The sequence below is a fragment of the Cryobacterium sp. BB736 genome (assembly GCF_014980265.1).
In the GTDB taxonomy this organism is placed as follows: Bacteria; Actinomycetota; Actinomycetes; order Actinomycetales; family Microbacteriaceae; genus Terrimesophilobacter.
Genome location: NZ_JABXWQ010000001.1, coordinates 477813 through 502419, shown reverse-complemented (window position 1 = coordinate 502419; position 24607 = coordinate 477813). Strand labels below are relative to the sequence as shown.

The 24607-nt window shown below is 67.3% G+C and carries 26 protein-coding genes; 15 read left to right on the top strand and 11 right to left on the bottom strand.

Annotated features, from left to right (window positions below; all coding sequences use genetic code 11):
• Positions 1–24 precede the first annotated feature (24 nt).
• The 4 genes from IRG63_RS13670 (at position 25) to IRG63_RS02360 (ending at position 1991) form a co-directional block, all read left to right on the top strand.
• Complete coding sequence (locus IRG63_RS13670) at positions 25–174, top strand: hypothetical protein (RefSeq protein WP_227411699.1); 150 nt, start codon at positions 25–27, stop codon at positions 172–174.
• Entirely contained in the window at positions 171–536 is a 366-nt protein-coding gene (locus IRG63_RS02370; protein WP_193509104.1) for a PIN domain-containing protein, read from the top strand. The genes IRG63_RS13670 and IRG63_RS02370 overlap by 4 nt, the downstream gene beginning before the upstream one ends.
• Positions 537–555: 19 nt before the next feature.
• Positions 556–1380, top strand: a complete 825-nt coding sequence (locus IRG63_RS02365) for an SDR family NAD(P)-dependent oxidoreductase (protein WP_193509103.1) — start codon at positions 556–558, stop codon at positions 1378–1380.
• 98 nt (positions 1381–1478) lie between these two features.
• Complete coding sequence (locus IRG63_RS02360) at positions 1479–1991, top strand: hypothetical protein (RefSeq protein WP_193509102.1); 513 nt, start codon at positions 1479–1481, stop codon at positions 1989–1991.
• Here IRG63_RS02360 and IRG63_RS02355 read toward each other — a convergent pair.
• Positions 1988–2941 (bottom strand): SDR family oxidoreductase, encoded by a 954-nt coding sequence (locus IRG63_RS02355; RefSeq protein ID WP_193509101.1) that lies wholly within the window; start codon positions 2939–2941, stop codon positions 1988–1990. The two genes, IRG63_RS02360 and IRG63_RS02355, sit on opposite strands and share 4 nt — an antisense overlap.
• Positions 2922–3443, bottom strand: coding sequence for a DUF2231 domain-containing protein (locus IRG63_RS02350; protein ID WP_349236084.1), 522 nt, complete (start codon positions 3441–3443; stop codon positions 2922–2924). Before IRG63_RS02350 ends, IRG63_RS02355 begins: the two co-directional genes overlap by 20 nt.
• 119 nt (positions 3444–3562) lie before the next feature.
• Between IRG63_RS02350 and IRG63_RS02345 the strand changes: the two genes are divergently transcribed.
• Positions 3563–4084, top strand: coding sequence for a DUF488 family protein (locus IRG63_RS02345; RefSeq protein WP_193509100.1), 522 nt, complete (start codon positions 3563–3565; stop codon positions 4082–4084).
• 92 nt (positions 4085–4176) lie between these two features.
• Here IRG63_RS02345 and IRG63_RS02340 read toward each other — a convergent pair whose 3' ends face one another.
• The 8 genes from IRG63_RS02340 to IRG63_RS02305 all read right to left on the bottom strand — a co-directional run bounded on the left by IRG63_RS02340 (position 4177) and on the right by IRG63_RS02305 (position 11289).
• Positions 4177–4359: a hypothetical protein gene (locus tag IRG63_RS02340; RefSeq protein ID WP_193509099.1), complete on the bottom strand. Its 183-nt coding sequence runs from the start codon at positions 4357–4359 to the stop codon at positions 4177–4179.
• Entirely contained in the window at positions 4359–4568 is a 210-nt protein-coding gene (locus IRG63_RS02335; RefSeq protein ID WP_193509098.1) for a hypothetical protein, read from the bottom strand. The genes IRG63_RS02340 and IRG63_RS02335 overlap by 1 nt, the downstream gene beginning before the upstream one ends.
• 159 nt (positions 4569–4727) lie before the next feature.
• Complete coding sequence (hpaD, locus tag IRG63_RS02330; RefSeq protein ID WP_193509097.1) at positions 4728–5774, bottom strand: 3,4-dihydroxyphenylacetate 2,3-dioxygenase; 1047 nt, start codon at positions 5772–5774, stop codon at positions 4728–4730.
• Positions 5771–7267, bottom strand: coding sequence for a 5-carboxymethyl-2-hydroxymuconate semialdehyde dehydrogenase (hpaE, locus tag IRG63_RS02325; protein ID WP_193509096.1), 1497 nt, complete (start codon positions 7265–7267; stop codon positions 5771–5773). Before hpaE ends, hpaD begins: the two co-directional genes overlap by 4 nt.
• Positions 7264–8211: a 4-hydroxy-tetrahydrodipicolinate synthase gene (dapA, locus tag IRG63_RS02320; protein ID WP_193509095.1), complete on the bottom strand. Its 948-nt coding sequence runs from the start codon at positions 8209–8211 to the stop codon at positions 7264–7266. The genes hpaE and dapA overlap by 4 nt, the downstream gene beginning before the upstream one ends.
• Positions 8208–8903 carry a GntR family transcriptional regulator gene (locus tag IRG63_RS02315; RefSeq protein ID WP_193509094.1) on the bottom strand — a complete coding sequence of 232 codons (696 nt, stop codon included), beginning with the start codon at positions 8901–8903 and terminating at the stop codon, positions 8208–8210. The genes dapA and IRG63_RS02315 overlap by 4 nt, the downstream gene beginning before the upstream one ends.
• On the bottom strand, positions 8900–10429 hold the full coding sequence (locus tag IRG63_RS02310) for a fumarylacetoacetate hydrolase family protein (protein WP_193509093.1): 1530 nt from the start codon (positions 10427–10429) through the stop codon (positions 8900–8902). Before IRG63_RS02310 ends, IRG63_RS02315 begins: the two co-directional genes overlap by 4 nt.
• Before the next feature lie 161 nt (positions 10430–10590).
• Complete coding sequence (locus tag IRG63_RS02305) at positions 10591–11289, bottom strand: IclR family transcriptional regulator (RefSeq protein ID WP_193509092.1); 699 nt, start codon at positions 11287–11289, stop codon at positions 10591–10593.
• 103 nt (positions 11290–11392) lie between these two features.
• On the opposite strand from IRG63_RS02305, the gene IRG63_RS02300 reads away from it, so the two are divergent.
• A complete protein-coding gene (locus tag IRG63_RS02300) occupies positions 11393–13291 on the top strand; it encodes an FAD-binding monooxygenase (RefSeq protein ID WP_193509091.1) in 1899 nt (632 codons plus the stop codon).
• A gap of 109 nt (positions 13292–13400) precedes the next feature.
• Here IRG63_RS02300 and IRG63_RS02295 read toward each other — a convergent pair whose 3' ends face one another.
• Positions 13401–14816, bottom strand: a complete 1416-nt coding sequence (locus tag IRG63_RS02295) for a PucR family transcriptional regulator (protein ID WP_193509090.1) — start codon at positions 14814–14816, stop codon at positions 13401–13403.
• A 102-nt stretch (positions 14817–14918) separates the two neighbouring features.
• Between IRG63_RS02295 and gabT the strand changes: the two genes are divergently transcribed.
• The 9 genes from gabT (at position 14919) to IRG63_RS02250 (ending at position 24572) form a co-directional block, all read left to right on the top strand.
• Entirely contained in the window at positions 14919–16256 is a 1338-nt protein-coding gene (gabT, locus tag IRG63_RS02290; RefSeq protein WP_193509089.1) for a 4-aminobutyrate--2-oxoglutarate transaminase, read from the top strand.
• A 54-nt stretch (positions 16257–16310) separates the two neighbouring features.
• Positions 16311–17786, top strand: coding sequence for an NAD-dependent succinate-semialdehyde dehydrogenase (locus IRG63_RS02285; protein ID WP_193509548.1), 1476 nt, complete (start codon positions 16311–16313; stop codon positions 17784–17786).
• 219 nt (positions 17787–18005) lie between these two features.
• Positions 18006–19490 (top strand): aldehyde dehydrogenase, encoded by a 1485-nt coding sequence (locus tag IRG63_RS02280; RefSeq protein ID WP_193509088.1) that lies wholly within the window; start codon positions 18006–18008, stop codon positions 19488–19490.
• A gap of 1 nt (position 19491) precedes the next feature.
• The gene (locus IRG63_RS02275; RefSeq protein WP_193509087.1) at positions 19492–20241 is read left to right on the top strand and encodes a gamma-glutamyl-gamma-aminobutyrate hydrolase family protein; all 750 of its coding nucleotides are present in this window, start codon (positions 19492–19494) and stop codon (positions 20239–20241) included.
• A 36-nt stretch (positions 20242–20277) separates the two neighbouring features.
• Positions 20278–20751 carry a DUF3830 family protein gene (locus IRG63_RS02270; RefSeq protein ID WP_168625616.1) on the top strand — a complete coding sequence of 158 codons (474 nt, stop codon included), beginning with the start codon at positions 20278–20280 and terminating at the stop codon, positions 20749–20751.
• A gap of 72 nt (positions 20752–20823) precedes the next feature.
• A complete protein-coding gene (locus tag IRG63_RS02265) occupies positions 20824–21897 on the top strand; it encodes an ABC transporter substrate-binding protein (RefSeq protein ID WP_168625615.1) in 1074 nt (357 codons plus the stop codon).
• Complete coding sequence (locus IRG63_RS02260; protein ID WP_370566156.1) at positions 21894–22715, top strand: ABC transporter permease; 822 nt, start codon at positions 21894–21896, stop codon at positions 22713–22715. Before IRG63_RS02265 ends, IRG63_RS02260 begins: the two co-directional genes overlap by 4 nt.
• A gap of 4 nt (positions 22716–22719) precedes the next feature.
• Complete coding sequence (locus IRG63_RS02255; protein WP_168625613.1) at positions 22720–23520, top strand: ABC transporter permease; 801 nt, start codon at positions 22720–22722, stop codon at positions 23518–23520.
• Positions 23520–24572, top strand: coding sequence for an ABC transporter ATP-binding protein (locus IRG63_RS02250; protein WP_193509085.1), 1053 nt, complete (start codon positions 23520–23522; stop codon positions 24570–24572). Before IRG63_RS02255 ends, IRG63_RS02250 begins: the two co-directional genes overlap by 1 nt.
• Positions 24573–24607 lie beyond the last annotated feature (35 nt).

The window sequence follows — 24607 nt, the reverse complement described above, 5'->3', positions numbered from 1 at the left end:
CGCAATTGGACGGAAGGCACCACCTTGGTCGCTATCGAGACCGAACACGGTGTCGTCCTAACCGAGCGAGACGAACTGGAAAAGCTGGTTCGTGACCAGCTCGCGGGCAAGGACGTCGTGAAGGAGCTCATCGAAGAAAGACGTCGTGCGGCAGCCACCGAAGACCAGTCGTGAACGTATTCGATGCGTCCGCGCTCCTCGCATACCTCCGTGGCGAACCGGGGCACGATGTTGTGCGGGCGGCCTTGGACGCTGGAGGCAGTTGCGGTGCTGCGAACTGGTCCGAAGTCGCCCAAAAAGTGATCGCGGCTGGCGGTGACTGGCAACTCGCTCGTGCTCTGCTCACCAGTTTTGAGTTACGCGTTGAACCGGTCACCGCAGAGGACGCTGAGCGGGCTGCCGCCGATTGGCGGCGTGGGGCCGGGCTGTCGCTGGCTGATCGCCTGTGCCTGGCTCTCGCCGAAAGGTTGGATGGCACCGCACTGACGGCCGACGGTCAATGGGAGCGGCACCCGCGTGCCCAGTTGATCCGCTGACTGCCGCTAGCCTCAACGCATGAAGGCCGCCGCCCGCCAGACCGTGCTGATCACCGGTGCAGGCATGGGCATGGGGCGGCTCTATGCGCAGCGAGCCGCGAGCGAGGGCGCGGCGACGGTCGTCCTCTGGGACATCAACCCGGATGCCCTGGCTGCCACTCGCGAGACGCTCGCCGCATCCGGAACCACCGTCATCGAACAGGTCGTGGATGTGTCGAAGCTCGACCAGATCGAGCAGGCCGCGGCCGACCTGGCGGCGCAGGGCGCGCATCCGGACATCATCATCAACAACGCCGGAGTCGTGCGCAGCGGCTGGTTCTGGCAGCAGGACCCGCAGCGCGACACCGAGTTCACCATGACGATCAACGCGCTCGCGCCAATGCAGGTGACGCGCGCGTTCCTGCCAGGGATGATCGAGCGTGGGCGCGAGGCGCGCATCCTGAATGTGGCGTCGGCGGCGGGGACGCTGTCGAATCCGCGGATGGCGGTCTACGCCGGATCCAAGTGGGCGGTCATCGGCTGGAGCGACTCGGTGCGGCTCGAGCTGGTGAAGGCCGGGCATCGACACGTGAAGGTGACGACGTTCGCGCCGAGCTACATCGACACCGGCATGTTCTCCGGCGCGCGCGGCCCGGTGCTGACGCCGATCATGAAGCCGGAATTCGCGGTCGACCGGGCGTGGCGGGCGATGCTCGCCGGTAAGCCGCTGCTGTACCTGCCGTGGTCGGTGAACCTGTCCAAGCTGCTGCGGGGCATCCTGCCGACCCGGGCCTGGGACACCATCGGCGGCAAGTGGTTCGGCGTGTATCGATCGATGGACGAATTCCGCGGCCGGGGCGGCTAGCGCCGTCCACTCCTTCAGAGGGGCAGCTCCCTGATCGGTATCCACACTCTCGGCTGTCCGAGGGCGCGCGTGTCGGCGGTCAGGCAGACAGTCGCCGCATGGAAATCGAATCGCCACCGGCTCTCGACATACTGACCCCGTTCTTCGCGGAGCGCCTCGAGGGAGAGAGCGACGCCGTGCGCAAGCGGATGCTTGCAGTGCATGAACGCTTCGGGTTTTGCCTGCTCAAGGACATCTACGAGCACGGTACCGAGGAGCTCCATGCGGTGCTGACGCTCGAGCGAATACTCGACCCTCGCTACTCCGTGCTCCACATCGTCGGTGCTGCCGGCGTGCTGTGGGGGCTCGTCGCCTTCCTGCTCGACGACTGGAAGCAGATCGACACGCTCACCCGGATTGAACAGCTGCGTTTCGCAGGCCAGTTGCGTGACCGCATCGTGTACGGAGGGATGGTGTGCGTTGAATGCGAGGGAAACCAATTGGGTCATATTCAGGAGCTGCTGGTTGCGGGCAGGCGAGAGTTGAAGGAACAGGAGCGCGAGCGTCGGGAAAGACGTCGCGCTGCCCGCGGAGGTGCGGGTGGTCGCCGGGACCAGCGGGGTCGTGGCTAGGCGCGGCGTCGGCGCCCGACAGCCAGTGCGACCGCGGCCACCGCCCCGAGGGCGAAGCCGGCGCGCGCGAGGGGCGAACGCCATCCGCCCGTCAGCTGGTTGGACGCGGGGTCCGGCTCAAACACCGTGCCCGGCGACATCGGCACCGACCCGCCGCGCAGCCCGAGCCAATGCCACATCGCCGTGATCACCCGCGAGTATGTTCCGGGCGCGAGTTGCTGCAACCAGATCAGCGAGCCCTGCACCGAGCCCACAACCGTCACCGGCTGCGGCCGGTTCGACAGCCTCACGATCGCCCGCGCCACCCGCAGCGGTGACGCGATCGGCGGAATCGGCTTCACGACTTGCCCCGTCGCATTCGCCGCATGCTGATGGATCGGGGTATCGATCGTCGCCGGCAGCACCATGCATAGTGAGATGCCGGTGCGGCGCAACTCGTGCATGAGCGACTGCGCGAAGCCGAACGTCGCGAACTTCGACGCTACATACGCCGACACGTAGGGAGCCGTGGTCTTCGAATACACCGATCCGATCAGAATGATGGTGCCTGAACCCACGCGACGCATGTGCGGCAGCACCGCGCGCACCCCATACACCTGGCCGAAGAAGTTCGTCTCCACCAACTGCCGGAACACCTCGCGCGGCAGCTGTTCCACCGACCCGAATGCGTAAACGGATGCGGCGCCCACCCACACGTCGATCCGCCCGAATTGGGCGACCGCCCGGTCAACCAGCGCTTGGACCTGGGTCTCGTCACTGACATCCGTAATCTTCGCGACCGCATTGCAGCCACGCTCAGTGCATTCAGCGACCACCGCGTCGAGTCCCTCCGGATCCCGCGCGGCGAGCACCAGTCGCACACCGCGCTCGGCGAACTCGTGCGCGGTCGCGCGCCCGATGCCGCTGGAGGCGCCGGTGATGACAACGACGTCAGCGGTTTTGGAAACCATCTGCCGCCTGAGTGGACTCGTCCGCCACGCGCACACCGTAGTGGTACGCGAGCATGCCGCCGAGCCATCCCGATACCGACAGCGCCAGCAGCGCAATGATCGACAGAACGAATCCGACGATGTTGAGCGCTTCGTAGTCATCGTCGAGGCGGATGAACCAGTTGATGATGAAGAGCACCAGCACGCCGACGTTGATGAGCATGTGGGTGAGTGCCATCTGATAGGCCCTTGTGCCACGCTGCAGCGTCAGGAAGTCCATCACCCCGAGAGCGGCCGCGACGATCGCGCCGATGATGCCGATGCCTATCAGCCACACAGCGCCGCGCACGAACGCGTGCGGGTCGTCGCTGGTCAAGGCAGCGATATCGAAGATGAAGCTGGCCACCCAGGTCCCGATCGGAATCGTCACCATGAGCGGGTGGAACGGATGCCCATACGGTCCGGCTATCGGCGAAATAGGGCGCTTTGACCTCGCGTGCGGCGAGGAGTCGGTGCGTGCCACAGCGTGCTCCTTCCGTATTGGGAGCATCCGAGCTCGGGTGCTCGTGGAATCGTCACCATAGAGTCGAGTGCTTGTCACTGCCTGAGAGTTTGCGGAGGGAAACCGGTTAGCGTCACAGCATGGCGACCACGGTGTTCACGATCGGACACTCGACGCATCCGTTCGACGAGTTCGTGGGAATGCTGCGCGCCAACACGGTGCAACGGCTCGTCGACGTGCGCACGGTTCCCGGCTCGCGGCACAACCCGCAGTTCGGGCAGGCGGCGCTCGAGACCGCGCTTCCGGATACCGGCATCGACTACCAGTGGGTCAAGGAGCTCGGCGGCCTGCGCAAGACGAGCGAGGACAGCATCAACACCGCGTGGCGCAACCAGTCGTTCCGGGGCTACGCCGATTACATGCAGACGGACGAGTTTGCGGATGCCGTCGACCGGCTGGTCTCGCTCGCCGAGAAGCAGACGGTGGCGATCATGTGCGCGGAGGCGGTGCCGTGGCGCTGCCACCGGTCGCTGGTCGGGGATGCGCTGCTGGTGCGCGGCGTCGAGGTGCTCGACATCATGAGCGAGACATCGGTCAAGCCGAACACGTTGACGTCGTTCGCGCGGGTCGACGGCACACGGGTCTGGTACCCGGGGGAGTGAGTCGGACCGTGGTCGCGCTCGCGCGGGTCGAACTTCCTCGCGCGGGTCGAATTGGACCAGCGCATGGAAGATGCACCCGCGCAACGAGCGAGTCAGATGCCCTCTAGCGGCTTGTTGCCGCGAGCGCCCAGGTCCTCGTCGTTCTCCACCTCGTCGCCGATCGCAGCATCCTCGTCGGTGTTGGCCGCGCCGCTGCGCTCATCCGTGACCAACGAGTCGTCGAAGTTCTCGGCCTCTTCTTCCTGCGGCCCCGGGGACGTATTCGGGTCCGACATCAGGACTCCTCGTCCTCATCGACGCCAGAGTCGCCCCTGTCATCCAGTCCACCACCGCTACCGGAACCCATGGCGTCACCGAGGGCATCGCCCATCGCCGCGCCCGCGCCCTCATCCAGCTCAGAACTCGTGTCCATGCCGCCTTCGTCCACGCCGGCGTCCTGCTTCGGATCCTGCTCCGACATGCCGGAGGGGTTGGTTTCAGACATCACTGGCTCCTTCGCCTTCGAAGCGAGCTCGACCGATGCTCGCAACCGGAAGGTAGAACTCGCCGCTGTTATCCGACTGTGAAGGAACTTGCCGCGCGCCGGACTGGACGCTGGTTTCGAGACGATCGACTTCGTCGATCCCTCAACCAGCAAAGCCGCTCAGAGCTGATTGCCCAGCTTGTACTCCGGCATCTCCTCACCCTTGCGCGTGTACGAGAAACCGTCGGCGCCGATGGTGACATCCGCCTCGCGCTCTTCCGCACGCTCGACCAGTGGCCTCGGGTTGCCGTCGAGGTCGAGCACAACGGATGCCTCCGCGTACCAACTCGGGACCACCGGGTTTCCCCACCAGTCGCGACGCTGGTTGTCGTGCACGTCCCACGTGACGACCGGGTTGTCGGGATCACCGGTGTAGTAGTCGTGGGTGTAGATCTCGATGCGGTGACCATCCGGATCTCGCAGGTAGAGGTAGAACGCGTTCGAGACGCCGTGCCGACCGGGGCCGCGCTCGATGTGATCGGACCGCCGCAGCGCCCCGAGCTTGTCGCAGATGTGCAGAATCTGGTCCCGCTCGTGAGTCGCGAAGGCGATGTGGTGCAGCCGGGGTCCGTCTCCGCCGGTGAGGGCGATGTCGTGCACCGTCGGCTTGCGGAACAGCCAGGATGCGTAGATGGTGCCGTCCTCGTCCTGGATGTCCTCTGACACTCGGAAGCCGAGGTCCTGGTAGTACTGCACGGCGGTCGGGATGTCCGGAGTCACCACATTGAAGTGGTCGAGCCTGCTGATCGCGCCCGCGCCGTGGGCGTCGTACCGGCGCGTGTACCGCTCGACATGCTCGGCGTCGTAGAAGAACTCGAGCGGGAAGCCCAGCGGATCCTCCACCCGAACCGCGGCGCCGACGCCGAGGAGAGCGCCCGCCGGGCGACGTTCGACGCGGCACCCGAGCTCCTCGTAATAGCGGGCGGCGACCTCGACCTCGTCTTGGGAGCGCACTCGGTAGGCCAGCGCGGCCAGCGCCGGCACAGGGCCCTGGCGCAGCACGAGCGAGTGGTGCAGGTACTCCTCGAAGGCGCGCAGGTGGATCGAGTGCTCATCCTCGTGGCTGACTACCAGTCCAAGCACGTCGACGTAGAAGCGGCGGGATGCCGCCAAGTCGGTGACGATCAGCTCGGCGTAGGCGGCGCGGATGATGTCAGGTGCCCTCATACGGATGCTCCAAATCGCGGGGTGTGTACTGGGCCGAGCGAGATGTGCACGGCCTGCTGCTCGGAGTAGAAGTCGAGCGAGCGGTAGCCGCCCTCCTGCCCGAGTCCGGATGCCTTCACCCCACCGAACGGGGTGCGCAGGTCGCGCACGTTGTGGGAGTTCAGCCACACCATGCCGGCCTCGATGCCGTGCGCGAACTCGTGCGCGCGCTCCAGGTCGGTCGTCCAGAGGTACGCGGCGAGCCCGTACTTGACCGCGTTGGCGAGCGCGAGCGCTTCGGCATCGGTGTCGAACGGGGTGATGCAGACGACCGGGCCGAAGATCTCCTCCTGGAAGATCCGCGCATCCGGGGCAACGTCGACGAACACGGTCGGCGCGACGTAGTTGCCTGCGCCCACGCCGTCCGGGCGTCCGCCGCCGGCGACCAGCCGGCCCTCGTCCTTGCCGAGCTCGACGTACGACATCACCTTGGCGTAGTGCTCCGGGTGCACGAGCGGGCCGACCTCGGTCTTCTTGTCGTGCGGGTCGCCGACGACGATGCTGCGCGCTCGGGCGGCGTAGCGTTCGACGAATTCGTCATAGATCGAGCGCTCGACCAGGATTCGGCTGCCCGCGGTGCAGCGCTCGCCGTTCAGCGAGAACACGCCGAACAGGGTCGAGTCGATCGCGGCGTCGAGGTCAGCGTCGGCGAAGACGATGGCAGGCGACTTGCCGCCCAGCTCCATCGAGAGCCCCTTCAGGTGCGGGGCGGCGTTGGCGAAGATGGTCTGCCCGGTGGTGGTCTCGCCTGTGAAGGAGATGAGGCGCACATCCGGATGCTTGACGAGCGCATCGCCGGCCGTCTCGCCGAATCCGTTGACCAGGTTGAACACGCCATCCGGGACCCCAGCCTCGCGGAAGATCTCCGCCCACAGGCTGGCCGACAGCGGGGTGAACTCGGCCGGCTTGAGAACGACGGTGCAGCCGGCGGCGAGTGCGGGCGCGAGCTTCCAGCTCTCCAGCATGAACGGGGTGTTCCACGGGGTGATCAGCCCGGCCACGCCAACCGGCTTGCGGTGCACGTAGTTGAGCTGCTTACCGGGCACCCGGAAAGTGTCGTCGGTCTGCGCGACGATCAGGTCAGCGAAGAACCGGAAGTTCTCCGCCGCCCTCCGCGCCTGGCCGAGGGCCTGGGAAATGGGAAGGCCGGTGTCGAATGTCTCCAGCTCGGCGAGCCGGGCGTCCTGCGCCTCGACCGCGTCAGCGATCTTGTTCAGGATGCGCCAACGGTCGCGCGCCACCATCTTCGGCCACGGTCCCTCATCGAAGGCGCGCTTCGCCGCAGCGACCGCGCGGTCGATGTCGGCCGCCGATCCGGATGCCGCCTGCGTGTAGGTCTCGTTGGTCAGCGGGGTGAGCACGTCGAAGGTGGCGCCGTCGAGACTGTCGACGAACTCGCCGTCGATGAAGTGCCGGATGTGCTCCGGCAGGCCATCCGGAGTGTGGTGCGTCATCGCATCGCTCCAATCTGGAAGTCGTCGACCGGGCTGAGTAGGTTGCCGCCCTCGTCGAGCAGGGTGCGGATCTTCTGGATGCCGGCATCCGTCGGCGTGATCAGTGGCGGGCGGACGTAGCCGGAGCGGATCAGGCCGCGCTGCTCGAGCACCCACTTTCCTGGCGCAGGGTTGGTCTCCACGAACAGCAGGTCCACGAGAGGGTGCAGACCGTAGTGCAGTTCGCGAGCGCGTGCGAGGTCGCCCGCTGCCCATGCTTCGTACAGTTGCGCATGGGCGACAGGGGCGATGTTCGAGGTGGCGCTGATGAACCCGACACCGCCGAGCGCGAGCAGTGGAAGGCACAGCAGCTCGATGCCGGACCAGACCAGCAGCTCGGGCCCGCACAGGTGCATCACGCGGGAGAAGTGCTCGAAGTCCTTGGTGGTCTCCTTGATGCCGACGAAGTTGTCGACGTCACGGAACAGGCGGGCGACGGTCTCCGGCGCGATGTCGACCGCGGTGCGGCTGGGTACGTTGTAGGCGACGATCGGCAGGTCCGGGAACTCGTCGGCGACCGTCTTGTACCAGCGGTACAGCGCCTCCTGGGTCGGGCGCGCGTAGTACGGCGTGATGATGAGGGCCGCATCGGCGCCGGCATCCTGCGCGCGCTGGGTGAGTTCGAGGGTCTCGTCGAGCTTGGCCGATCCCGTGCCAGGGATGAACGGCACGCGGTCGTCGATGACCCGCGCTGCGAGTTCGATGGACTGAGCGCGTTCCTCGATGGTCTGCGCGCTCGGTTCGCCCGTGGAGCCGCCGATCGAGATGCCGTGGGTTCCGGATGCGAGCTGCCAGCGGATTAGGTTCTCGAGGCTCTCAAGGTCGGGGGAGCCGTCGGGCAGGAAAGGCGACATGACCGGCGCGATTGATCCGCGGATCTGGCTCGGGTCACTGCGAAACTTCATCGTTCTCCCTCTCCGGTGGTCGAGCTTGTCGAGACCCCATCCGGTGCCCCGTAGTGCGCGAGGAACGCATCGAGCGTCCGCAGCCGGTGATTCCGTGCCGCCAGCTCTAGCTCTAGCGCATCCGCGCCCGCCTCGATCAGGTCGAGCAGCTCCGCGTGCTCTGCGACCGATTCCCGCGCCCGCCCGGGAACAAAGCTGAACGTCGATTCCCGCAGCGCCCGCATCCGGGCCCACCCGCGGTGCACCAGGTCGAGCACGTGAGGGTTGGGGCAGTTCTCGAACAGCACCGCGTGGAAGTCCAGGTTCAGGCGGGTGAACGTCGCCGGGTCGAAGTGCTCGAGTGTCAGCGCCATGGAGTCGTTGATCGCGCGGGCTCGGGCGACATCATCCGGGGTCATGTGCGGAGCGGACACCGCCGTCGCGAACCCCTCCACCAGCGCGAGGGTCTGCATGGTGACCTGGTACTCGGTCGGGTCGAGCATCGCGACCTGCGCGCCGACGTTGCGCTCGAACTGCACGAGCCCTTCCGCCTCGAGCAACCGGATCGCCTCGCGTACCGGCACCGCACTGACGCCGAGTTCCTCGGCGATGCGCCCGAGCACCAGCCGGTAGCCGGGGCTATAGGAGCCGTCGCTGATGCGCTCCTTGATGGTGCGGTAGGCGAGCTGCGACTTGCTGACGGTGGCCGTCATGGCGTCCACTCGCGGTACTTGGCGAGCCAGTCCTGATTCATTGGGTAGAGGCCATCGACGGACGCGCCGGCCTCGATCTGCTGGCCGATGAACCGCTCCTGGCGCTCCTGCTCGATGGCGTCGTCAACGACTTCCTCCACCAGCGACGGCGGGATCACGATCACCCCGTCGGCGTCACCGACGATCACGTCGCCGGGCTGGACGGCCGTTCCTCCACAGGCGACCGTGACATCGGTTTCCCACGGCACGTGGCGGCGGCCCAGGACGGCCGGGTGTGCGCCGGCGTGGAAGACGGGGATGTCCAGTTCACTGACGACAGCGAAGTCGCGCACGCCGCCGTCGGTCACGATGCCGGCTGCGCCGCGCACTTGGGCGCGGAGGGCGAGCAGGTCGCCGACGGTGCCGGTGCCGCGCTCGCCGCGGGCCTCGACGACGAGCACGTCGCCGGCGTTGAGCGAATCGAACGCGCGCTTCTGCGCGGTGAAACCGGCGCCGAACTGCTGCGACAGGTCCTCACGGGCGGGGATGAAGCGCAGCGTGCGAGCCAGGCCGATCATGTGCTGGCCCGGTCTGGTCGGCGTGACGCCGTCGATGCTCACGGTGTTGAGACCGCGCTTGCGCAGTTGCGCGCTGAGGGTTGCGGTGCCGACGGATGCGAGTTTCTCGCGGAGCTCGGGGGAGAGGGTGCCACCGGTGGTCGAGCCTGTCGAGACTGGTGCGCTTTCGGGGCTGGTCTCGAGACGATCGCTTCGCGATCCCTCAACCAGCGGCGCCGAGACCCCGGCAGCTTCCGCGGAGCCCCACGCTTCCGCGCGCTGCGCGTCATCCACAACCGGGCCGGCGCCAAAGGACGCGAACGGCACCGCACCCGCCACAACCGGCGTGACCAGCCGCCCGGTCGACCAGCCCTCGGTGTCGACCTCGACCTCGACGACATCCGCGGGCTGCACCACGGTCGACCCGGCGGGTGTGCCCGTGAGGATCACGTCGCCAGGCTCGAGGGTCATCAGCTGGGACAGGTCCGCGATGAGCTGCTCGAACGGGAACAGCAGGTCGGCGGTCGTGCCCTCCTGCACAAGCTCGTCGTTGACCCAGGTGCGCACACGCAGTGAGCGCGGGTCGACCTGGTCGGCCGGAATCAGCGCCGGGCCGATCGGGGTGAACCCATCGCCGCCCTTCGACCGCACGTTGGAGCCCTTGTCGGCCCAGCGCAGGTCGTACACGCCGAAGTCGTTCCCTGCTGTCAAGGATTCAACCGCCGCCCACGCCGCATCCGGATGCACGCGTCGCGCGCGCGCGCCGATGATCAGGGCGATCTCGCCCTCGAAGGCGAGCAGCTCGCATCCGTAGGGCCGCTCGATCGACTCGCCGCTTGGGCTGAGCGAGGTGGACGGCTTCAGGAAGTAGCTCGGCTGGTCTGGCGTGCGACCGCGCTGCGCGGCCCGGCTCGGATAGTTGAGGTGCACGGCGATGACCTTGCCGGGACGAGACCCCAGGAGCGCTTCGACGCGGGCCAGCGGTTCCATGCCACCTCCATTGGTGTACGAAATAATATACGATCCCACCACTTACGGGATCGGCAGTCAAGCCCTTCATCGAGTCGGGAGGAAAAGCCGTTTTGCGGGCGTGAGAAGGGCAATAGCTCCCGACTCGATGAGCTGTTGGTGCGGGTGTTGCCGCGCGCGAGCTACTGCAGCTCGGACGCGATGGTGCGGGCGGCCGCGCTTAGGCGCGCGGCGAGCGCGGCCTGGTCCTCGCCTGCCGCGACGTAGACCACCGCGACCGCTGCCGGCGACTGCCCGGCGATCGCCAGCGGCACCGCGACCGACGACAGCCCGGCGATCACCTCGTCGTGACTGGTCGCATAGCCCCGGGCTGCGGCCAGCTCGGCCTCCGGCCGCTCGTGCTCCGACTCGAGCGCGCGCCACTGGGCCGGGGTCAACATCGACTGGATCGCCAGTCCGGGCGCGCCCCGGGAGAGCGGATGCCGCGTGCCCGGCCGCCGCACCACCGTCGCCTGCGCGTGCCGCGGCTCGACGCTGACCAGCGTCACGACATCGTGCTGGTCCAGCACCGACACGAACGCGGTCATCCGCAGTTCGTTCGCCACCAGGGTCAGCTCCGGCAGTGCCGCCGCCTGCAGGTCCCGCGACACGCTCCGCGCGAGCGCCGCCAGCCGCGGCCCGAGCTCGATTGCCCCGGCGCCGTCACGCACAACAAGCCCGTGGTCCTCGAGCGTCCGCAGGATCCGGTACGCGATCGACCGGTGCACCCCGAGCGCCGCGGCGACGTCGGCAATCGTCATCGGGGAGGTCGACTCAGCGAGGATCTCCAGCATCCGGATGCCCCGCGACAGGGTCTGCGAGTGCGGTGCGGTGGTGCTCATCCCTGCCCTTGTGGTGCGCTAGACCAAACGAGATACTGTTCTGGAATAGAACGAGGTGTTCGATTATAGAACACGCTCGCTGACCGGGACAAGGAAGCGAACGATGCAGTTCCACCACCACGGCTACGTATCCGGTGACCCCCGAGTGCTCCCGGCGGCCGGCACCGGCCTCAACCGCCCGGACGAGCTCCCCGACGAGATGGACGTGCTGATCGTCGGCTCCGGCCCGGCCGGCATGGTCATCGCCGCCCAGCTGTCGCAATACCCCTCGATCACCACGCGGCTCATCGAGCGGCGAGCCGGACGACTCGAGATCGGCCAGGCGGACGGCATCCAGGCGCGCAGCAACGAGACGTTCCAGGCTTTCGGCTTCGCCGAGCGGCTCATCTCGGAGGCGTTCCAGCTGACTGCGATGAACTTCTGGGCGCCGGACCCGGCGAACCCGACCAGCATCATCCGCACGCAGCGCACCGAAGACGACCCGCACGGCATCAGCGAGTTCCCGCACATGCTCGTCAACCAGGCTCGCGTGCTGGACTACTTCGCGGAGTTCGCGGCCAACGGCCCGGCCCGCATCAAGCCCGATTACGGCTGGGACTTCGTCACGCTGGAGATCACCGAGGGCGCCGAGTATCCGGTGGCCGTGATGGTGCGGGCCACCGCCGGCGAGCGCGTGGGGGAGCAGCGCGTCGTCCGCGCGAAGTACGTCGTCGGCTGCGACGGTGCGAAGAGTGCCGTGCGTGAGTCCATCGGCCGCAAGCACCTGGGCACCCCGTCGTTCCATGCCTGGGGTGTGATGGACGTGCTCGCGGTCACCGACTTCCCCGACATCCGCACCAAGTGCGCGATCCAGTCGCACCACAACGGGAGCATCCTGCTCATCCCGCGCGAGGGCGGCTTCCTCTTCCGGATGTACGTCGACCTCGGCGCCGTCGGCGCTGATGACCAGCACCAGGTGCGGCAGACCACGATCGAGCAGATCATCGCCAAGGCCAACGCCATCCTGAACCCGTACACGCTCGACGTTCGCAACGTCGCGTGGTCCAGCGTCTACGAGGTCGGTCACCGGGTCACCGACAAGTTCGATGACGTCCCGGTGGAGCTCACCGGGCAGCGCGCCCCGCGCGTATTCATCGCCGGGGACGCCTGCCACACGCACAGCGCGAAGGCCGGCCAGGGCATGAATGTATCCATCCAGGACGGCTTCAACCTGGGTTGGAAGCTCGGGCAGGTCCTCGATGGACGCGCCCCAGAGGCGCTCCTGGAGACCTACTCGGCTGAACGGCAGGTCGTCGCGCAGAACCTCATCGACTTCGACCGCGAGTGGGCGTCCATGATGGCGAAGAAGCCGGAGGAATTCGAGAGCCCAGCCGAGCTCGCCGAGTTCTACGTGACCACGGCTGAGTTCCCGGCCGGGTTCATGACCCAGTACGAGCCGTCGATGATCACCGGCGAGGCCACGCACCAGCAGCTCGCATCCGGATTCCCGATCGGCAAGCGCTTCAAGTCGGCTCGGGCGTTGCGGGTCGCGGATGCGAACCCGGTGCACCTCGGGCACCATCACCGTGCGGATGGCCGCTGGCGGGTGTACGCGTTCGCGGATGCCCCCGCGGCGGGCGAAGCGTCGGCGCTGACCGACTGGGCCGAGTGGCTGGCGACATCAGGGGACTCGCCAGTCGCACGGTTCACCCCCGAGGGCAGCGACGTGGACGGCGTGTTCGACTTCAAAGTCGTCTTCCAGCAGAGTTACGAGGACGTCGACCTGGGCCGGGTCCCGCCGATCTTCCTGCCGCGCGTCGGGCCGTTCGGGTTGATCGACTACGAGAAGGTCTACGCCGTGGATCCGAAGCGCGGCGACATCTTCGACGAGCGCGGCATCGACCGCACCGGATGCCTGGTGATCGTCCGACCGGACCAGTACGTCGCGCACGTGCTGCCGCTGACCGCGCGGGACGAACTCACCGACTTCTTCGCCGGCTGCATGCGTACGTCCGGTGGTTGAGGATCGCGAAGCGATCGTCTACGCCGGTGGTTGAGGGATCGCGAAGCGATCGTCTCGAAACCACCCCCGGCACGCTGGTTTCGAGACGATTTCGCTGGCGCGAAATCCCTCAACCAGCGGTGACGTGCTTGAGTGCGATCCACAGGTCCGCGCGGGCCTGCGGGTCCTGCAGGGAACGCCCGAGCAAGTCCTCCGCCAAAGCCAGCCGGTTGCGCACGGTGTTGCGGTGCACGCCCAGCTCAGAGGCCGCCGGCCCGACCTGCCCGTTGTGTCTCAGGAAGGACCGCAGCGCGGCCACCAGTTCACCGGCATCCGGACGCGTCAGCACCGGCCCGAGCAGCATCGCCGTGTACGACGCGAGCGACTCCCACGACAGCAGCGCGTCGACGCCCTCGCTCGCGAGTTCCTCCCAGCGCACCACCGGTCGTCCCGGTGACGCGGCCGCGAGCGCATCCCGCGCGGCGCTGTCGCTGACCCCCAGCGCGGCGAGCGGCTGCACCGGGCCCACCCCGACGAGAAGGCCGGGCAGTTCCGGTTCATCCGGCGAGATCACGATCAGCTCGTCGTCGGGTGTCACGGTGGCGATAGCACCGAGGTGCTCGAGGGTCGCCAGAGCCTCCGCGACGGCCGCGCCGCGCGCGCGTACGACCCGCGCCGACGTCCACGGCAGTTCACCGAGCACCGCCTCGGCCGCGACAGCATCCCCCTGCAGCAGCAGCGACACCGCGCCAGCCCGGATGCGCCGTTCGGCATCCCGCTCCACCCGCGCCCGGTCGCGCTCGAGCGTCAGCAACGCGAGCGCCGTTGATACCGCCGTGCGCTGAGCCGGGTTCAGAGCGTCCGGCGACTCGATCACCAGATAGGCGTCGGTGCGGCCGTGCAGCTCGACCGGTTGCACCAGCATCCGGCCGGCCGCCCCGATCTCGGCGAACGCGCTGCGGCGGTCGCCGCGCTGCATCCGCTCGATGAGCGGTCGCGCCCGGTCGCCAAGCCCTGCAAATCCGAACAGCGCGTCACCCTCCTGGCCGATGACGGCGGCCGACCCGCCGACGATCCGGCCGAGCGCATCCACCAGCTCAGCCGAGCCGACCACGGCAGCGCGCGTCAACTCCTGCTGGTGGGCGAGCGAGCGCCGGTCCTCGTCCCGCTCGGCGTCCGCGAGAGAGTCGGCGACCGCCTTGCTCACCGCGATGAATGGGGTCGGCTGCGGTACGACGAACAGGTTCAAACCGTCCCGTGCTGCGGCTGCGGCAAGCGCAGCCGGAAGTTCCGGATGCCGCACGCCCACCCCGAATCCGACAGCGACGACCCCGGCCTCCAGCACCACGCGTACGAACTCGCCCCAGCCGGCAGCGTCGCGGTCGACCAGCCCGGTCGTCAGCAGCAGTTCGCCGCCCTCGAGGTACGGGCTCGGGTCGGGGAGCTCGCTTGTCGCGACCCAGCGCACCGCGGCATCCGGATGCGGCAGGGTCACCGCGGACAGCGCGAGCGCCCGCAGCGCCACGATTTCCGAGACAGTGGGCACGGTGTCAGTCTCGCACAACCGACAGAATCCAGCTGTGCATCGATGCCACTGCATCCGTCCCGCCCGAGACGTAGCCTCGAACCAGACATCCAAGGAGGAACAATGACGATTCTGGGCGGCCCAGCCATCGACCAACAGCGCACGACCGGCGAGATCACTGCCGGCCCCAACTCGCAGGAGTGGGCGGCGCGCAAGGCCAAGGCGGTCTCATCCGCCATCGGCACCACCATGCCGGTGTACACCGAATCCGCGGGCGGCGGTGTGCTGCGCGACGTCGACGGCAACACCTTCATCGACCTCGGCTCCGGCATCGCCGTCACCACCATCGGCAACGCCGCACCCGCGGTCGTCGAGGCGGTCAAGGCCCAGGTCGAGGCCTTCACCCACACCTGCTTCATGATCACCCCCTACGGCCCCTACGTCGAGGTCGCCGAGCTGCTCAACCGCATCACCCCCGGTGACTTCGAGAAGCGCTCCGCCCTGTTCAACAGCGGCGCCGAGGCGGTCGAGAACGCGATCAAGGTGGCCCGCGCCTACACCAAGAAGCAGGCCGTCGTCGTCTTCGACCACGCCTACCACGGTCGCACCAACCTCACGATGGCGCTGACCGCGAAGAGCATGCCGTACAAGAGCGGCTTCGGGCCGTTCGCACCCGAGGTGTACCGCGCGCCGCTGTCCTACCCGTACCACGATGGACTCAGCGGCGCCGAGGCGGCGGCAAAGGCCATCAGCGTGATCGAGAAGCAGGTCGGCGCCGAGAATCTCGCCGCGATCCTGATCGAACCGATCCAGGGTGAGGGCGGGTTCATCGTCCCTGCCGAGGGCTTCCTGCCCGCGATCGTCGAGTGGGCCAACGCCAACAACGTGGTGTTCATCGCCGATGAGGTGCAGACCGGCTTCGCCCGCACCGGCGCGCTGTTCGCGAGCGAGCACGAGGGCATCGTCCCGGATGTGCTGGTAACCGCCAAGGGCATCGCCGGCGGTCTGCCGCTGGCCGCCATCACCGGCCGCGCCGAGATCCTCGACGCGCCGCAGGTCAGCGGCCTCGGCGGCACCTACGGCGGCAACCCGCTGGCGTGCGTCGCCGCGCTGGCCAGCTACGACACCATCGTCAGCGAGAATCTGGTCGAGCGCGCGGTCGAGGTCGGAGACATCCTGATCTCCCGCCTCACCGAGCTGCAGGCCGGCGACGACCGGATCGGCGACGTGCGCGGCCGCGGCGCGATGATCGCGATCGAGCTTGTCAAGCCGGGTACCACCGAGCCGGATGCCGAGCTCACCAAGGCGCTCGCCGCGTACGCGCACCGTCACGGCGTGATCATGCTCACCGCCGGAACCTACGGCAACGTCATCCGGTTCCTGCCGCCGCTGTCGATCAGCGACGCCCTGCTGAACGAGGGCCTGGACGTGCTGGCCGAGGCGCTCGCAGCCACGAAGTGAACCCCCAGCGGGCCGACCTAGCGTGACTTACAAGGAGTAATGATGACTGACACTATGACCACCAGCACGCGCGAGAGCGAGCTGCTCGCATCCGTTCCACACCAGCTGTACATCGGCGGGCAGTGGGTGGACGCGACCGGCGGCGGCACCTTCGACGTCAAGGACCCGGCCACCGGCAACGTGATCAAGACGATCGCGAGCGCCACGGCCGAGGACGCGCAGAAGGCGATGGATGCCGCCGCGAACGCGCAGGAGCAGTGGGCGGCCACCGCGCCGCGCGTGCGGGGCGAGTTGCTGCGCCGCGCGTTCGACCTGATGATGGAGCGCCGCGACGACTTCGCGCTCCTGATGACGATCGAGATGGGCAAGCCGCTCGCCGAGGCGCAGGGCGAGGTCACCTACGGTGGAGAGTTCCTGCGCTGGTTCAGCGAAGAGGCCGTGCGCATCCACGGCCGCTACGCGACCAGCCCGGAGGGCACCGGACGGATGATCGTGTCGCAGCGCCCGGTCGGCCCCAGCTACCTGATCACCCCGTGGAACTTCCCGCTCGCAATGGCGACCCGCAAGATCGGCCCTGCGCTCGCCGCCGGCTGCACCGTGATCGTCAAGCCCGCGCAGGTGACGCCGCTCACGACGCTGCACTTCGTGAAGCTGCTCGAAGAGGTCGGCGTGCCCGCCGGTGTCGTGAACGTGGTGACATCGTCCAGCTCGAGCGCGGTGTCGAAGCCGATCCTCGAGGATGACCGGCTTCGCAAGCTCAGCTTCACCGGGTCGACCCTGGTCGGTGTCGCGCTGCTGAAGCAGGCGGCCGACAAGGTGCTGCGAACGTCGATGGAACTCGGCGGCAACGCGCCGTTCATCGTCTTCGACGACGCCGACCTGGACAAGGCAGTCGACGGCGCCCTGGCTGCGAAGTTCCGCAACATCGGGCAGGCCTGCACCGCCGCGAACCGGTTCATCGTGCACGAGTCGGTCGCCGACGAGTTCTCCCGCCGGGTCGCAGAGCGGGTCAAGGCGATGCGCGTCGGGCGTGGCACCGAGGAGGGCGTGACCATCGGTCCGCTCATCGACGAGGACGCCATCAAGAAGGTGTCCGAGCTGGTCGCGGATGCCGTTGGCCGGGGTGCGCAGGTCGTCACCGGCGGGTCCGCGATCGACGGTCCTGGGACCTTCTTCGAACCCACCGTGGTCACCGGCGTGCAGCCGGGCAGCAGCATCCTGAGCGAGGAGATCTTCGGGCCGGTGCTGTCGATCGTGACGTTCAAGGACGAGGCGGAGGCCGTGCGGATGGCCAACTCGACCGAGTACGGCCTGGTCGGCTACGTGTTCACCAAGGACCTCGCGCGCGGGCAGCGGATGATCGACGCCGTCGACACCGGAATGATGGGCCTGAACATTGGCGTGGTCTCGAACGCCGCGGCGCCGTTCGGCGGGGTGAAGCAGTCGGGGCTCGGCCGTGAGGGCGGGTTCGAGGGTATCCACGAGTACCTGTCGACCAAGTACACGCTGACGCCGGACCCGTTCGGGTAGTTCGGTATCGAGAAGTGGGGTCGCCCTCAGGGCGGCCCCACTTTTTTGTGCGCGAAAGCCGGAATACAACGCGAGCAGACATCTCGTCCAGATAACGAATTCGGCGCTAAGTAATACTCCAAAGGCCTTGACTGGCGAGAATAAACCATCGAAAGTGCGTTAGTGGCGAAAGTGTGCCACAATCATCCGAAATCTCGCGTTCGACGATGAGGGAGTGCAGTGACCAACTGGTTCGAAAGTGCTGACAGCCTTGTTCTGCCAGCCAAACATCTGGTCGATGGTGGCTGGGTTGATGCGCTCGGCGATGAAATCTTCAGCGTGGTCGCCCCACGCGACGGTTCGGTTCTCGGCCAGATCGCCCTTGGCAACGAACGCGATGTCGACCGAGCGGTCGCGACCGCGCGGGCCGCGTTCGAGGACCGTCGGTGGAGCGGACTGCGTCCCGCCCAGCGCGGCGCCGTTCTGCGCCGGTGGGCAGAGCTCATCCAGGAGAACGCCGCCGACCTGGCGCTCACTATTTCCCTCGAGATGGGCAAGCCGGTGCGCGAGGCGCTGGGAGTCGAGCTGCGCGCGGTCGCCAACTGCATTCGCTGGTACGGCGAGATCGCCGACAAGCGACCCGACGAGAGCCCGGCCGCTGGTGATGACGTCGTCGCCCTCATCACGCGTGAGCCGGCGGGTGTGGTCGCCGCGGTTGTGCCGTGGAACTTCCCGCTCACCATGACCGCGTGGAAGCTTGGCCCCTCGCTTGTCGCTGGCAACAGTGTTGTGCTCAAGCCCGCAGAGCAGACCCCGTACTCAGCGCTGAAGCTCGCCGAACTCGCCCTTCAGGCGGGCCTGCCGGACGGCGTGCTCAACGTCGTCCCGGGGCGCGGACACATCGTAGGCAAGGCCCTCGGCCTGCACCACGACGTCGACATCGTCACCTTCACCGGCTCTCCAGAAGTGGGTCGCGCGTTCCTGCGCTACTCCGGTGAATCCAACGGAAAGCGGGTCTGGCCTGAGCTCGGCGGCAAGTCGGCGAGCATCATCCTTCCGGATGCTGACCTCGAGAAGGCAGCCCGCATGACCGCGTGGGGCTCCTTCTACAACCAGGGCGAGATGTGCAGCGCCTCCAGCCGCATGGTCGTGCACCGCGACGTCGTCGACGAGGTCCTCGAGCACGCTCGAGCCCAGGCGCGCGAGATGGCGCCGGCCGACCCGCTCGATCAGGACGCCCCGCTCGGCTCGCTGGTCAGCGAGGCCCACCTCGAACGCGTGCTCGGCCACGTGCGGAACGCGGTCGCCGACGGTGCCGAGATCGTCGAGGGCTCGACCGAGCGGGCAGTCGTCGACGCGCACCCGGGCGGTTCCTACGTCGCTCCGACGATCCTCACCGGCGTGACGCCGGGAATGCGCATCGAGCAGCAGGAAGTATTCGGCCCGGTACTGTCCGTCATCACGGTGGACAGCGAGGAAGAGGCGATCCGCGTGGCCAACGGCACCGAGTACGGCCTCGCCGCATCCGTGTGGACCCGCGACCTGGGAGCGGCGCACCGGGTGTCCCGCGCCGTGAAGGCAGGAATCGTCTGGGTGAACTGCTTCGAGGAAGGCGACATGTCGGTGCCGTTCGGCGGCGTCAAGGGCAGTGGGTTCGGGCGTGACAAGAGCGCTCACGCGATCGACAAGTTCACTGACCTCAAGACGACCTGGATCGAGCTCTGACATGACCGATGGGGCCCCGCTGATCGGCATCACCATGTGGCGCCGTGAGCTGCCAACCTACGCGTCCGACAACACCGACCTGTACACGCTCGGCGTCGAATACGTGCAGTCGCTGACGGATGCCGGCGCGCAGGTCGTGCTCATTCCCGACACGGACGTGACCGGCGCGCAGCGCCTGATCGGCACGTTGGACGGAGTCGTCATCGCGGGCGGCGGCGACGTGCATCCGGAGAACTACGGCGGAACGCCGTCCGAGGCGGAGAGGTACGACCGCGGTCGAGACGAGACGGAGATCGCCCTCATCCGCGCGGCGCGCGTCGCACGGCTCCCGACTCTCGGCATCTGCCGGGGACTGCAGATCGGCGTTGTAGCGCTGGGCGGCCGGCTGATCGAGGACATCCCGACCACCGCGCAGCACCCGCGCGGACTCACCGGGGCGGAGCTTCTGGCGTGGCGGCACGACGTGATCGTCGAGCCGGAGAGCACGCTCGCGGGCGTCGTCGGCACCCGCACGGCGGTGAACAGCATCCACCATCAGGCCGCTGACGTGGTGCCCGATGGCCTCCGCATTGCTGCCGTGTCAGAGGACGGCGTGATCGAGGCAGTCGAGTCATCAACGGACTGGGACTTCCTGGCGGTGCAGTGGCACCCGGAGAAGATGCACGAGCCGGCGCATCGGCGCTCCCTTTTTGACCACTTCGTGAGCGTCGTTCGCGCGCACGCGAAGACCGCGTCCCACCGCTCGGTGTGACACCCACCACCCAAGAAACGGAAACACGTAAGAACCATGAGTGATGTACGTCAGTTCTTCCTCGAGTACGAGAACGGCCCGCGCGCGATTGCCGACTTGCACTTCGACCTCGCACCGCAGACGTGCGAGACCCTGTGGAAGGCCTTCGAGAAGCCCGCGACCATGGACGCGATGCACGCCATCTACGCCGGCCCCGAGGTGATGGTCGGTCTGCCCGAGACGCACCACACGTTCGACCCCGAGGCGGTCCCTGCCGAGAACCAGCAGGTGATCCCCGGTGTCGGTGACCTGCAGTGGTACTACCAGCGCCCCTACCAGATGGGTGGGCTCCCCTTCGAGTACTGGGAGATCGGCGTCTTCTACGCGCCCGGTGCCCGCACCCTCGGTCCGCTCGGATGGACCCCCGTGAACATCTTCGCGACCATCTCGGAGGGTCTGAAGGAGTTCGCGAAGGAGTCGTACGACATCCGGATCAACGGCATCAAGAAGCTCACGATCGGTCGCGTCTAGACCGCTCACGAGGCACGCTCCGCCGCACCTGGCGGCGAAGCACCAAGAGAAAATCAGAGAGGATACACTCACGTGAAAATTGCGAAACCCTTCGCAGCGGCGGCCGCCATCGGCCTCGCGCTCGCGGTCAGCGCCTGCAGCACCACGTCCGCCCCTTCCGGCAACAGCGACGGGGGAGCCCCCGTCGAGCTCGTGGTCACGTCCTTCGGCGGTGACTGGGAGAAGGCCTACATCGAAGCGGTCGTCAAGCCGTTCGAAGAGGAGTACAACGCCAAGATCACGCTGGTCACGCTGTACAGCGCCGACGCGTTGGCACAGCTGACGGCGCAGGCATCCGCCCCGCAGCTCGACGTCGTGCACTTCTCGGGCGGACAGGAGGCCATTGCGGCCGCCCAGGGTCTCATCGACCCGGTCGACCCCGCCGACCTCACCACCTTCGACGACCTGTCGCCGATCGCGACCGAGGGACTCGAGCGCGGCGAGGGACCCGTCATGCAGGTGACCCCGATCGGTATCGTCTACCGCTCTGACGTCATCGAGAAGGCTCCGAACTCGTGGGAGGACGTCTTCGACCCCAAGTACGCGCAGCACGTCGCACTCACCGACCTGTCGAACTCCTACGGGCTGCTCTCGCTGCTCGCGGTGAACGAGACGCTCGGCGGCGACACGGACGACCTCGAGCCCGGGCTCGACGCGCTCGGTGACCTCGCCCAGTCGGGTGACGCCATCGTGATCAAGACGTCGGCGGACATGCAGCAGGCGTTCTCGGCGCGTGACATCTGGATCGCACCGTACTCGCAGGACTACGCGGAGACCCTCCGCAAGGCCGGCCTGGACGTTGAGTTCGCGGTCCCGGATGAGGGTGCCCCGGCATCCTTCATCACGGCGAACGTTGTTGCAGGGCGGACGAACTCCGACCTGGCGACGAAGCTTGTCGACTTCTCGCTGCGCCCCGAGGCGCAGGCGACGTTCGCTGAGGCAATGCTGTACTCCCCGGTGAACACCACCACGGAGCTCTCGAGCGACATCGCGGACACCGTGATCCACGGCGACGCGCTCAGCAAGCTGGTCCGTTACGACAGCACGGTTCTCAACGAGCGCCGCGCCGGATGGACCGACGAGTGGAACCTGCGCATCGCACAGTGAGACGCCTGAAACTGGAGCCTTGGCTCCTCATCCTGCCCGTGGTGGTGTTGCTTCTGGTCGGCTTCGTGCTGCCCGTGGCCAGCGTTCTGCTGTCCGGCTTCACCACCCCGGGTGGGGGGTGGACCATCGAGAACTTCACCAGGTTCTTCGAGTCCGCCTTCCACACCGGTGCAGCCATGCGATCGCTGCGCATGGCCCTCGTGCAGACGGCCGTTGTGCTCCTCATCTCGCTGCCGCTCGCGTACGCCATGTCGCGCGCGTCGGCGAAGGTGCAGGCGTTCATGATGATCGCGATCGTGCTACCGCTCATGACCAGCGTCGTCGTGCGCAGCTTCGGCTGGGTCATCCTGATCGGCCCTGCCGGTCCGCTCGCCGACATCCCCGGTTTCCTTGAGCTCAGCAAGTCGCGTCAGGGGCTGCTCGGCACCGAGCTCGGCGTGAACATCGCCATGGTGCAGGTGCTGGTGCCGTTCGCGGTGTTGTCCATCCTGGGGGTGCTCAACGGTGTGGATCGGCGGCTCGAGGAAGCATCTCGCACCATGGGCGCGTCGTTCGGGCGCACGGCCTGGAGCGTCGTCTTCCCGCTCGCAATCCCGGGCGTCATCGCTGGCGGCACCCTCGCCTTCGCGATGTCCATCAGCTCGTTCATCACGCCGAACCTCATCGGCGGAGCACAGATCCCCGTCCTTGCAGCCATCATCTACACCGATGCGACGACCAACCTCAACTGGCCGTTTGCTGCTGCCCAGTCACTGCTCATGCTCATCGTCGTCCTGGTCACCATCGGGCTGACGGCGAAGCTCTCGGCCAGGAGATAACCACATGGTTCGTTCTGTCCCATTGTGGGCACGCATCCTCACCGTCGCGCTCTTCGTGGCTGTGACCGTGTACATGTTCGCGCCGCTTATCGTCGTTGTCGGCGCGGCATTCAACGAATCGCGCTTCCTCGCGTTTCCGCCGACCGGCTTCACGCTGGACTGGTTCGCGATGGTGCTCAGCGATGACACCTACATGACACCGTTCCTGACCAGCGTGCAGATCGCCGCGGTGACGGCGCTCGTGGCTGCCGCAATCGGCACGTTGACGGCGCTGGCCGTGACCCGCCACCGGTTCCCTGGCGCAGCGTTCGTGCAGTCGATGGCGATGTCACCGCTTATCATCCCGAGCATCATCTTCGCCATCGGCATGCTCTCGTTCTCGTCGCAGTTCCTCGGCGGGCCATCCGCGATCATCCTCACCATCGCCCACATCGTCATCACCATTCCCTACGTGATGCGCACGGTCGTCGGCGTCATCTCCCGAAGCGACCGCTTCACGGAGGAGGCGGCGCGCGTGATGGGGGCGCCATGGTGGCGCCGCTACTGGCACATCCTGCTCCCGATGGCCCGCCCGGGCATCGTCGCGGGCGCATTCCTCGCATTCATCGTTTCGTTCGACGACGCGGTCATCGCGCTGTTCGTCAGGACACCGACCCTCGAAACACTCCCCATGGCGATCTACAGCAAGCTCGAATTCAGCGCCGACCCCACGGTTGCGGCGGTGTCGACCCTGTCGATGCTGCTGACGGCGATCGCCATCGTTGTCATCGAGAAGGTCGTCGGACTCGGAAAGGCATTCAGCTAATGGCCGAACTCATCATCTCCAGCGTGCGCAAGTCGTTCGGCGAGACCGAAGTGCTGAAGGGCATCGACATCAGCGTGCCGTCCGGCACCTTCGTCTCGCTCCTTGGGGCGAGCGGATGCGGCAAGAGCACCCTCTTGCGCTGCATCGCCGGACTGGAGACAACCTCCGGCGGCTCGATCACGGTTGGCGGGCAAGACGTCACCGACCTCGCGCCCGAGAAGCGCGGTCTCAGCATGATGTTCCAGAGCTACGCGCTGTTCCCGCACATGACCGTGCTCGACAACGTGCGCTTCCCGCTCCGGATGCAGGGCAAGCGCTACGGCAATCGTGCCAAGCAGAAGGAACTCGCCAAGCAGGCGCTCGACCAGGTGCGCATGGGCGACTTCGCGTCGCGGCTGCCCCGAGAGCTGTCGGGTGGTCAACAGCAGCGCGTCGCGCTTGCGCGCGCGATCGCCGGTGAGCCACGCGTGCTGCTTCTCGACGAGCCGCTGTCGAACCTCGACGCGCGCCTGCGCGAGGAGATGCAGGTCGAGCTGATCGAGCTGCAACGTGTGCTTGGGCTGACCACGGTGTTCGTCACCCACGACCAGGACGAGGCAATGAGCCTCTCCGACCAGGTCGTGCTGATGCGGGACGGTGTGGTCGAGCAGGCCGGCACCCCGGAGGAGCTGTACCGCCGTCCGCGCACTCCCTTCGCGGCCGACTTCCTCGGTGCGGCCAACCTGCTGGACGTCTCGGTGGAGATCGACAACTCCCGCGCTACGGCCGTCCTCGCCGGTGGTCACACCGTGCCCGTTCGCGCGTCGAACTCCGGGGCAGCAACCCTCGTGCTGCGGCAGGAGAAGGTGCGCATCGGTGATCGGCTCTCGACAGACGACTCGGTGGTCACCGCGACCGTGGTCTCACGCGTCTTCCGTGGCGGCGAGGTCCAGTACCTCGTCGAGTATCAGGGTGCCATGCTGCGCGTGGTCGCGAACGGTGAGTCGATGCTGTCAGCCGGTGACCAGGTCGAGCTGAGCTGGTCGTCGAGCGACGCGCTCGTGTTGTCATGAGCGCGGTGCGTGGGCGTGCTCGAATACCGTGTTGA

Bases quoted from the DNA above. Each gene is read 5' to 3' on its own strand.
- hpaE (WP_193509096.1), bottom strand. From the start codon at position 7,267: ATGACGCACCACACTCCGGATGGCCTGCCGGAGCACATCCGGCACTTC.
- IRG63_RS02340 (WP_193509099.1), bottom strand. From the start codon at position 4,359: ATGTCGGACCCGAATACGTCCCCGGGGCCGCAGGAAGAAGAGGCCGAG.
- IRG63_RS02335 (WP_193509098.1), bottom strand. From the start codon at position 4,568: ATGTCTGAAACCAACCCCTCCGGCATGTCGGAGCAGGATCCGAAGCAG.
- IRG63_RS02255 (WP_168625613.1), top strand. From the start codon at position 22,720: ATGGTTCGTTCTGTCCCATTGTGGGCACGCATCCTCACCGTCGCGCTC.
- IRG63_RS02360 (WP_193509102.1), top strand. From the start codon at position 1,479: ATGGAAATCGAATCGCCACCGGCTCTCGACATACTGACCCCGTTCTTC.
- hpaD (WP_193509097.1), bottom strand. From the start codon at position 5,774: ATGAGGGCACCTGACATCATCCGCGCCGCCTACGCCGAGCTGATCGTC.
- IRG63_RS02355 (WP_193509101.1), bottom strand. From the start codon at position 2,941: ATGGTTTCCAAAACCGCTGACGTCGTTGTCATCACCGGCGCCTCCAGC.
- IRG63_RS02300 (WP_193509091.1), top strand. From the start codon at position 11,393: ATGCAGTTCCACCACCACGGCTACGTATCCGGTGACCCCCGAGTGCTC.
- IRG63_RS02315 (WP_193509094.1), bottom strand. From the start codon at position 8,903: ATGACGGCCACCGTCAGCAAGTCGCAGCTCGCCTACCGCACCATCAAG.
- gabT (WP_193509089.1), top strand. From the start codon at position 14,919: ATGACGATTCTGGGCGGCCCAGCCATCGACCAACAGCGCACGACCGGC.
- dapA (WP_193509095.1), bottom strand. From the start codon at position 8,211: ATGAAGTTTCGCAGTGACCCGAGCCAGATCCGCGGATCAATCGCGCCG.
- IRG63_RS02365 (WP_193509103.1), top strand. From the start codon at position 556: ATGAAGGCCGCCGCCCGCCAGACCGTGCTGATCACCGGTGCAGGCATG.
- IRG63_RS02285 (WP_193509548.1), top strand. From the start codon at position 16,311: ATGACCACCAGCACGCGCGAGAGCGAGCTGCTCGCATCCGTTCCACAC.
- IRG63_RS02275 (WP_193509087.1), top strand. From the start codon at position 19,492: ATGACCGATGGGGCCCCGCTGATCGGCATCACCATGTGGCGCCGTGAG.
- IRG63_RS02270 (WP_168625616.1), top strand. From the start codon at position 20,278: ATGAGTGATGTACGTCAGTTCTTCCTCGAGTACGAGAACGGCCCGCGC.
- IRG63_RS02305 (WP_193509092.1), bottom strand. From the start codon at position 11,289: ATGAGCACCACCGCACCGCACTCGCAGACCCTGTCGCGGGGCATCCGG.
- IRG63_RS02345 (WP_193509100.1), top strand. From the start codon at position 3,563: ATGGCGACCACGGTGTTCACGATCGGACACTCGACGCATCCGTTCGAC.
- IRG63_RS02250 (WP_193509085.1), top strand. From the start codon at position 23,520: ATGGCCGAACTCATCATCTCCAGCGTGCGCAAGTCGTTCGGCGAGACC.
- IRG63_RS02310 (WP_193509093.1), bottom strand. From the start codon at position 10,429: ATGGAACCGCTGGCCCGCGTCGAAGCGCTCCTGGGGTCTCGTCCCGGC.